Here is a 269-nt window from a genome sequence, read left to right on the forward strand (position 1 = left end):
TTACGCCAAACAAACGTGTACTTATTAGCATTGGCCGCTAATTTAGTTCCATCAATATAAAGAGCTGAATCATCAATTAGTCCTAGAGAAGTCAGTTGGGTTCTAAATAGATTATAGAGACGTTTGATCAGAGTTTTAGTTCGTGGGTGAACGCGAAATCGATTAATTGTTCGATAGCTTGGGACGGTCACGATATTACCCATAAGCCAGCGCATGACCAAGTTCTCATCACCCATTTCAGCGATCTTTCGCCCGGAAAAGACACTCCG

General features: G+C 42.0%; 1 protein-coding gene. It reads right to left on the minus strand.

Annotated elements, in window-relative coordinates; translation table 11 throughout:
- Positions 1–236 (minus strand): hypothetical protein (locus FD25_RS06790; RefSeq protein WP_083484111.1); only part of this gene is annotated, 236 nt, incomplete at its 3' end.
- Between the last annotated feature and the right edge of the window lie 33 nt (positions 237–269).

It is taken from the genome of Levilactobacillus acidifarinae DSM 19394 = JCM 15949, assembly GCF_001434835.1.
Lineage (GTDB): Bacteria > Bacillota > Bacilli > Lactobacillales > Lactobacillaceae > Levilactobacillus > Levilactobacillus acidifarinae.